Here is a 7,717-nt window from a genome sequence, read left to right as displayed (position 1 = left end):
CGAGGGGTCAAATCCCGCGTGCCCGAGGGGGTCAAACTCACGCGCCTTTTCCACAGGAGCCATATTGATGGTTACAATACTTGTCGCGTGAATTTAAAAGAGCGATGATCAGGATTTTCATCCCGTCTGTCAGTCATGAAAAATGTTACTTTTCATTTTTAACACTATTTGCTTTCCGGAGGAAAATATAGTATCTTTGTAATAGAGGATCAGGGCTTTCCAGTGGGAAGTCCTGATTTTATATTGATTTTCAGTTGATTTTGTGTGTATATTCTCTGTATTTCTTTTCGAAATTCCCCGTATTGCATTTGAAATTCCAAGTATTCGTGTTAAAATTCCGATACGGACTTTTGGGATTCCACTACTTCGAACCTATCTTTTAACACTCAAAAATGTAACAGAAAGTTAAATATGTTAAAATACGAACAGGGAGGATGGCCTGCCTTTGGCTAAAAAAGAATACCCCCAAAAGCGTAGGGAATGTAGCATGACATAAAAAACAGTCATGCTACATTCCCTGTTATTTCAGTCCGTTGATCCATCGGACAATGTCGCTCAATACTTCTTCCGAAATGGTTTCTTCGATTACCGAATATTCTTCCGGCTGTCCTGTTTTACAGCGTTGGAAGAGATGATTGAGTTCCGGATATTCTTTTATGAGCGTCAACTTGTTATCGGGCAGCAGTTTCTCTATGGCCTTTGTACCCATAGCGGGAGGCACCTGCCTGTCGAGGTTACCGTTAAGTGCCATAACGGGGCACTTCGTTGTGGCAATATCGTTTGTCGGGTCGTAAGCAATGAAACTCTCCATCCAAGGGGATCCCGGGGCGAGCACCCGCCGCAAAGCCGCCTTAAGCATGAAAGGGAGAGACACACCGGACTGGGCACAAAGGCTATCGGCCACTTCGGGAGCATCATGAACGGAAGGATGGTGAATCTTATATTCAAACATCTGCTCCAACGCACGGCAGAAGTCATGGGTAATGCTGTCGGGCATACCGGATTTCAGAAGTGCATTGTGGTTTTGATAGGTCAGAACTTTGTAACCTGTTACACCGCATCCGGCCATACTGACAATGAAATCGGGCATTTTTTCATTACGGCCGGCAGCCATAAAGGCGATGACACCGCCTTCGCTGTGCCCCAGTATTCCGATTTTTCCAAATGACTTTGTGCGTTCCAAATAGTTGAGACCGGCCATGGCATCGCGCAGGTTCGACTCTATCGTTATCGCACGGCTGTCGCCGGTGGATTGTCCCGCTCCGCGATCATCATAACGCAATGTGGCTATGCCGTGACGGGCCAGATAATCGGCGATTACCAGAAATGGCTTATGGCCGAAAAGCGCTTCATCGCGGTTTTGAGTGCCGCTGCCCGTAACCATAAGCACTACGGGAGTTGCCTTGACTTTCTTGCTGTCATAATCGGACGGATAGGTCAGCGTGCCGCTCAGAGTCACACTGTCTGTCTTATTGACAAAACTGACGTTCTCCGTAACATAACTGAAAGGCGGGAGCGGCGTTTGCGGTCGGTTGAACGTAGCCGTACCCGGCTTGAATGTGACAGGCAGCAATTGTTTGCCCTGACAGAGGTGGCCCGTTATCTGACCTTCTGCAATCTTTCCGCTATAGCTTGCGAAAAGAGTAGGAAGGTTAACAACCACGGAATCGGCCGTGACATAATTTACTGTGGCCGGGATGTTGTCTGCTCCTTGGTCTGGGCTATCGAAGGTGCAAAGGTCATTGCCTTCTTCATCCTGAGTGAAGTGGAGAACCAGACGCAAAGTGATTTGTCCGCCGTTCAAACTCAGTTTTCCAAGCCACGAACCGTTGAGTTTCTGGGCAGTTGCCGACCATGCTATCAGTAGCGATAACATTATGAAAAGAATTTTTCTCATTTTCCTATGACGTGGTGGGTTTAAGATGTCATGACCTGGTTATCACATCTCTTCAAGCATGTTGAGCATCTTGATGGTGGCCTTGATGGCCGCACAGGTTTGGTCGGCATCAAGACCGCGTGTGCGGAAGGTCTTGCCGTTGAACGACCATGTTATGACTGCTTGCACGAAAGCGTCGGTGCGACCGCCAGGTGGTATCGTCACATAGTAGCCGGTAAGGATCGGGAAGGGCCTGCCGAGTGTGTTTTTGTAGATGTCGCGCACTCCACGCATGAAAGCGTCATACTGTCCGTCGCCGGTGGCATGCGCCTCATGGCAGCGGCCGTCCACTTCGATCTTGAGCGAAGCCGATGGCATCAGGCCGTAGGCCGTCGTGGCAAGATAGCTGATGAGTTTTACTTTCTCTTCGAGGGCATTGTGCTTCAATACGTCTGAAACGATGTAGGGTAAGTCATCTTGTGTCACCACTTCTTTCCTGTCGCCAAGTTCTATGATGCGTTGCGTCACAAGACGCGTCTGCTCAGGCGTCAACTCAAGTCCGAAGGCCTCCAGATTCTTGAGAATATTAGCCTTGCCGCTGGTTTTTCCGAGTGCGTATTCCCGTTGCCTGCCAAAACGTTCGGGCAATAAAGCGTTACAGTAAAGCCCCGACTTATTGTCGCCATCGGCATGCACTCCGGCCACTTGAGTGAATACATTCTCTCCTACAATGGGTTTGTTGGCCGGAACGGCTATGCCGCTGTAGCTTTCCACGAGCCGGCTCGCTTCGAAAAGCCGGCTCTCGTCTATTTCCGTCTCTATGTTGAAATGGTCTTTCGATATGGCCTGCACACTGGGCAGCGGCGCGTTGCCGGCCCGTTCGCCAAGGCCGTTCACAGCGGTGTGGATGCCTTGGCAACCGCAAAGCACAGCAGCCGATACATTGGCAATGGCAAGGTCGTAATCATTGTGGGCATGGAAGTCGAAATGCAATTCGGGATAACGCTTGCGCATCTTACGCAGATAGTCTACTGCCGCCAGAGGATTGAGCACGCCAAGCGTATCGGGAAGCATGAAGCGGCGGATGCTTGTTTCTTTCAGGGCATCCACTAGTTGAAAAACGTACTCCGGACTGTCTTTCATACCGTTTGACCAGTCTTCCAGATAAACGTTGACCGATATGCCAAGCTTGTCGGCATACGCCACTTCGCGCAAAATATCGGCGATGTGTTCTTCTGGTGATTTCTTCAATTGCAGGCGACAATGGCGCAACGACCCTTTTGTCAGCAGGTTGATGACACGCCCGCCGCAAGCGGCAATCCAGTCAAGCGATACATGATTGTCCACAAAGCCCAGAACTTCCACCCGCTCAGTCCACCCGTGGCGGCCAGCCCACTCACAGATATCGATAACGGCCTGGCGCTCTCCGGCCGAAACACGTGCCGAAGCCACCTCTATACGGTCTACGCGTACATCGCGAAGTAATTTTTTTGCGATTTGCAGTTTTTCCGGTGGTACAAACGATACTCCGCTGGTTTGCTCGCCATCGCGGAGTGTCGTGTCCATTATTTCTATTTTTCGCTTCATAGGTGTCAGACTAGCCGCTGTTCGTACGCTTCTATTTTACCTTTGTTTTCAAGCAGGAAATCAATGTCGTCGAAAGCGTTCATAAGGCAATATTTCTTATAGCCGTTGATTTCAAAATGTTCTGAATGTCCTGTGGATTCGTTTGTTACTGTTTGGTTGGGCAGATCTACGGTAAGGACGGTCTTCGGATTAGCCTTAATGCTGTTGAACAGTTCACTGAGAAAATCTTCCGTCACCACCACAGGCAGCACAAAGTTGTTGAGTTCATTCTGCTTATGGATATCAGCAAAGAAACTACTCACCACAACACGGAAACCGTAGCCGGCAATAGCCCAGGCGGCATGTTCGCGACTGGAACCGCAACCGAAATTCTTTCCTGCCACTAAGAGCTCACCGCCATAGGTGGAATCATTCAAAACAAAATCCTTGGGAGAACCATCGGCGTTGTAACGCCAGTCACGAAAAAGATTGTCGCCAAATCCCTCCTTGTCGGTAGCTTTCAAAAAGCGTGCGGGAATGATCTGGTCGGTGTCCACATTTTCGAGTGGCAGTGGCACACAAGTGCTTTTTATGATGTTGAATTTCTGTTTCATGTAAATTTACTTTATGAAGAATAAAATCCGGAGGAATTAAACTTCGGTGAAAATTAAAGAAGTTCGCGGGGATCTGTAATAACTCCCGTTACAGCGGCGGCGGCGGCCATCAGCGGCGAAGCCAGGCAAGTACGTGCTCCCGGCCCCTGACGGCCTTCGAAGTTACGGTTTGAAGTTGACACGCTTAGTTTTCCCGCCGGAATCTTATCGTCATTCATGGCCAGACAAGCAGAACATCCCGGCTGTCGTATTTCAAAACCGGCTTCTTCAAGTATTCTGTCAAGTCCCTCGGCTTTTATCTGGGCTGTGACATGCCACGATCCTGGCACAAGCCATGCTGTTACCCCCGGTGCCTTTTGGCGGCCTTTGGCAATAGAGGCAAAAGCCCGGAAGTCTTCAATGCGCCCGTTGGTGCAGGCTCCCAGAAAAACATAATCCACTGTTTTCCCCACCATTCTCTCTCCTGCGGAGAATTGCATGTATTCCAAAGCCTTTTCGTCAGAAGCATTTTGTGGCACAGGTATTTCGGAAGAAATGCCAATGCCCATTCCTGGATTGGTGCCATAGGTAATCATCGGTTCGATATCTTCAGCATCAAACACTACCTCTTTATCGAAAACGGCATCATCGCCGCTTTTCAACGTAGACCAATAAGCCACGGCTTTGTCCCACTCCTCTCCTTTCGGAGCGTAGGGGCGGCCTTTAATATATTCAAACGTTGTTTCATCGGGAGCAATAAAACCTCCGCGCGCCCCCATCTCAATAGAGAGGTTACACAGTGTAAGACGCCCCTCCATTGACAGTGAGCGTACGGCTTCTCCCGCGTATTCCACAAAGTAGCCGGTTGCGCCGCTTGTCGTGATTTGGCTCATCACATAAAGTGCCAGGTCTTTTGCTGTTACGCCGTTTTCCAAACAGCCGTTGACGGTAATCCGCATAGACTTTGGTTTGGCTTGAAGAATACACTGCGAGGCCATCACCATCTCCACTTCCGACGTGCCGATGCCGAAAGCAACAGCCCCCATCGCACCGTGTGTCGATGTATGCGAGTCGCCACAGACGATGGTCATACCCGGTAGCGAAAGTCCTTGCTCCGGTCCCACCACATGTATGATGCCATTATCGGGGTGCATCATCCCGAAATGTTTCAGCCCGAAGTCGTGCGCATTACGCGCCAGAGTGTCCACCTGCTGCTTTGACACAGGGTCGTCGATAGGCTTATCCTGGTCGTGGGTCGGCGTATTGTGGTCGGGCATACAAACAATCTGATCCGGGCGGAAGCATTTGAGTCCGCGGGCACGCATGCCTGCAAACGCCTGCGGACTGGTAACCTCGTGGAGGTAAAGACGGTCAATGTAAAGTTGGTCGGGACCATCGTCTACATGCTGCACCACGTGGCTGTCCCATATTTTATCAAATAAAGTATTCATGCTGTATGTTTTTTGTGTAAATAGAATATTTCTTACAAGTTACCGCATTTCATGCCTGAAAGAGCAAAGCCACACAGGTGGCAGTGAGCGCCACGCCGACAAGAGCTACCGCCACCCCCGCCTTTTCATAACCGCGACGAAAAAGGTCAAGGCTGACAAAGAAGAGTATGGAAGGAACAAACCATACGGCATTTGTAAGCATGTAGAGCAGAAAACGGACAAATGTGCTGTCGCTTGTGCCGAACGGCTGCAGGCCGCCGAACATGTAGAACGGACTCAGAAGCACCGGAATGAGGTTGACACCGGCCAGTGCCAGCATCCATTTGGGAAAGAGATTCATTTCTTGAATTTGTTGATACAGTCGATATATGCCTCTACACTGGCCGCCACAATATCAGTGTTGGCGCCGAAACCGTAATAGACCTGCCCGTCATATTCCACCTGCATGTGTACCTTGCCCACATCGTCAGAACCACGGTTGATGGCTTGTATGGTAAATTCCTTGAGTGTCATTTTGCGTTTGACGATGTCCTTGAGAGCATTGATGGCGGCGTCTACAGGGCCATTGCCCTCCGCTGCCGCGCGGAACTTTTCGCCGGCAATGTCGAGTATGATGGCGGCAACAGGGCGCACGCCATGTCCGCTGGTCACCTGTAGGTAGTCAAGCTTGATGGTGTGTGCGCTCGAGCGTTCCTCACCGGCCAGCACCAGGATATCATCATCAGTCACTTCTTTCTTCTTGTCGGCCAGTTTGAGAAAGCTTTCATAGATATAATCAAGTTTGTCACCGCTCACATCAATGCCCAAAACCTCCAGACGGTGTTTCAGGGCCGCATGTCCCGAACGCGCCGTCAGGATAATGGCATTGTCGTCGATGCCGACATCTTTCGGGTCGATGATTTCATAGGTCTCCACGTTTTTCAACACACCATCCTGATGGATGCCTGAAGAGTGTGCAAAGGCATTGCGCCCTACAATGGCCTTGTTGGGCTGCACGGGCATGTTCATGAGTGAACTGATCATCCTGCTGGTAGAGGCAATCTTCTGTGTGTTGATGTTGGTGTGTATGTCAAGGTCGTGATGACACTTCAATATCATAGCGATTTCCTCCTCGCTCGTATTGCCGGCGCGTTCGCCGATGCCGTTGACCGTCACCTCCACCTGACGCGCGCCGTTGAGCACACCTTCCAGCGTACATGCCGTAGCCATGCCCAGATCGTTGTGGCAGTGCGTGGAAATAACGGCGCGGTCTATGCCGTCTACATGCTCCATGAGATACTTGATTTTCTGCCCATACTCGCGTGGCAGACAGTAGCCCGTAGTGTCCGGTATGTTCACCACCGTGGCGCCGGCCTTTATCACAGCCTCCACCACGCGGGCCAGGTACTCGTTGTCAGTGCGTCCGGCGTCTTCCGCATAAAACTCCACATCCTCCACATAACGTTTGGCATATTTCACGGCAGCCACAGCGCGTTCGATGATTTCCTCACGCGTAGAGTTGAATTTATACTTTATATGGCTGTCACTTGTACCGATACCTGTGTGTATGCGCTTATGCTTGGCATATTGCAAGGCTTCGGCGGCACAGTCTATGTCCTTCTCCACTGCACGGGTCAAAGCACATATTGTGGGCCACGTAACAGCTTTCGATATTTCTATGACAGAGTTAAAGTCACCAGGACTGGAGATAGGGAAACCAGCCTCTATCACGTCTACGCCCAAAGCCTCGAGTTGCTTGGCCACCTGGATTTTCTCCACCGTGTTGAGTTGGCACCCCGGCACTTGTTCACCATCACGCAATGTTGTGTCAAAGATAAAAAGTCGGTCGCTCATAATGTTTTGTATTTTAAAATTTTCGTTTCAAGATAAAGTAGGTTCTAAAAAAGTCGGTCTTTCACACCCGGAAGTGAGAAAGACCGATATTCTTGTTCCATCATCGCCGGCATCAGTTTCTTTTCCGGCAGAACTGCAAACATGCTACTCACTTCCATGCTCCCGAGGAGGATAGAATAATACCACGCAGTCGTAGAATGGAAATGCAAGCCGCTATCATAATTTACTCTTTTGCCTGCAAATTTATAAAAATAATTACATATACAAACTTTTCAGCCTGTTTTTTTATCAAAATGCACAATGACAACATAGCTACACTTAAACAGCGCATCATCGGTATGATATAAAACATGTTCTTCCTTTTCAAGTTTAACATATTTAACCTTCTGTTACATTTC

6 protein-coding genes are annotated in these 7,717 nt (G+C 49.6%); all 6 read right to left on the bottom strand.

Annotated elements, in window-relative coordinates; all coding sequences use genetic code 11:
- Nucleotides 1–520: 520 nt before the first annotated feature.
- From C5S62_RS10935 to C5S62_RS10910, 6 genes are read right to left on the bottom strand one after another with little or no spacing between them, the layout of a single operon-like run.
- Nucleotides 521–1,897 (bottom strand): S9 family peptidase, encoded by a 1,377-nt coding sequence (locus tag C5S62_RS10935; protein WP_104405415.1) that lies wholly within the window; start codon nucleotides 1,895–1,897, stop codon nucleotides 521–523.
- 42 nt (nucleotides 1,898–1,939) lie between these two features.
- A complete protein-coding gene (locus C5S62_RS10930) occupies nucleotides 1,940–3,442 on the bottom strand; it encodes an alpha-isopropylmalate synthase regulatory domain-containing protein (RefSeq protein WP_104405414.1) in 1,503 nt (500 codons plus the stop codon).
- 26 nt (nucleotides 3,443–3,468) lie between these two features.
- On the bottom strand, nucleotides 3,469–4,056 hold the full coding sequence (gene leuD / locus C5S62_RS10925; RefSeq protein ID WP_104405413.1) for a 3-isopropylmalate dehydratase small subunit: 588 nt from the start codon (nucleotides 4,054–4,056) through the stop codon (nucleotides 3,469–3,471).
- A 53-nt stretch (nucleotides 4,057–4,109) separates the two neighbouring features.
- Nucleotides 4,110–5,486: a 3-isopropylmalate dehydratase large subunit gene (leuC, locus tag C5S62_RS10920; protein ID WP_104405412.1), complete on the bottom strand. Its 1,377-nt coding sequence runs from the start codon at nucleotides 5,484–5,486 to the stop codon at nucleotides 4,110–4,112.
- Nucleotides 5,487–5,535: 49 nt separating this feature from the next.
- A complete protein-coding gene (locus C5S62_RS10915; protein ID WP_104405411.1) occupies nucleotides 5,536–5,826 on the bottom strand; it encodes a hypothetical protein in 291 nt (96 codons plus the stop codon).
- Nucleotides 5,823–7,319 carry a 2-isopropylmalate synthase gene (locus C5S62_RS10910; RefSeq protein ID WP_104405410.1) on the bottom strand — a complete coding sequence of 499 codons (1,497 nt, stop codon included), beginning with the start codon at nucleotides 7,317–7,319 and terminating at the stop codon, nucleotides 5,823–5,825. The genes C5S62_RS10915 and C5S62_RS10910 overlap by 4 nt, the downstream gene beginning before the upstream one ends.
- Nucleotides 7,320–7,717: the final 398 nt, after the last annotated feature.

The organism is Prevotella sp. MGM2 (genome assembly GCF_002933955.1).
Classification (GTDB): domain Bacteria; phylum Bacteroidota; class Bacteroidia; order Bacteroidales; family Bacteroidaceae; genus Alloprevotella.
The sequence above is the reverse complement of the archived record's forward strand: the minus strand, read 5'-3'. Positions and strand labels throughout refer to the sequence as shown.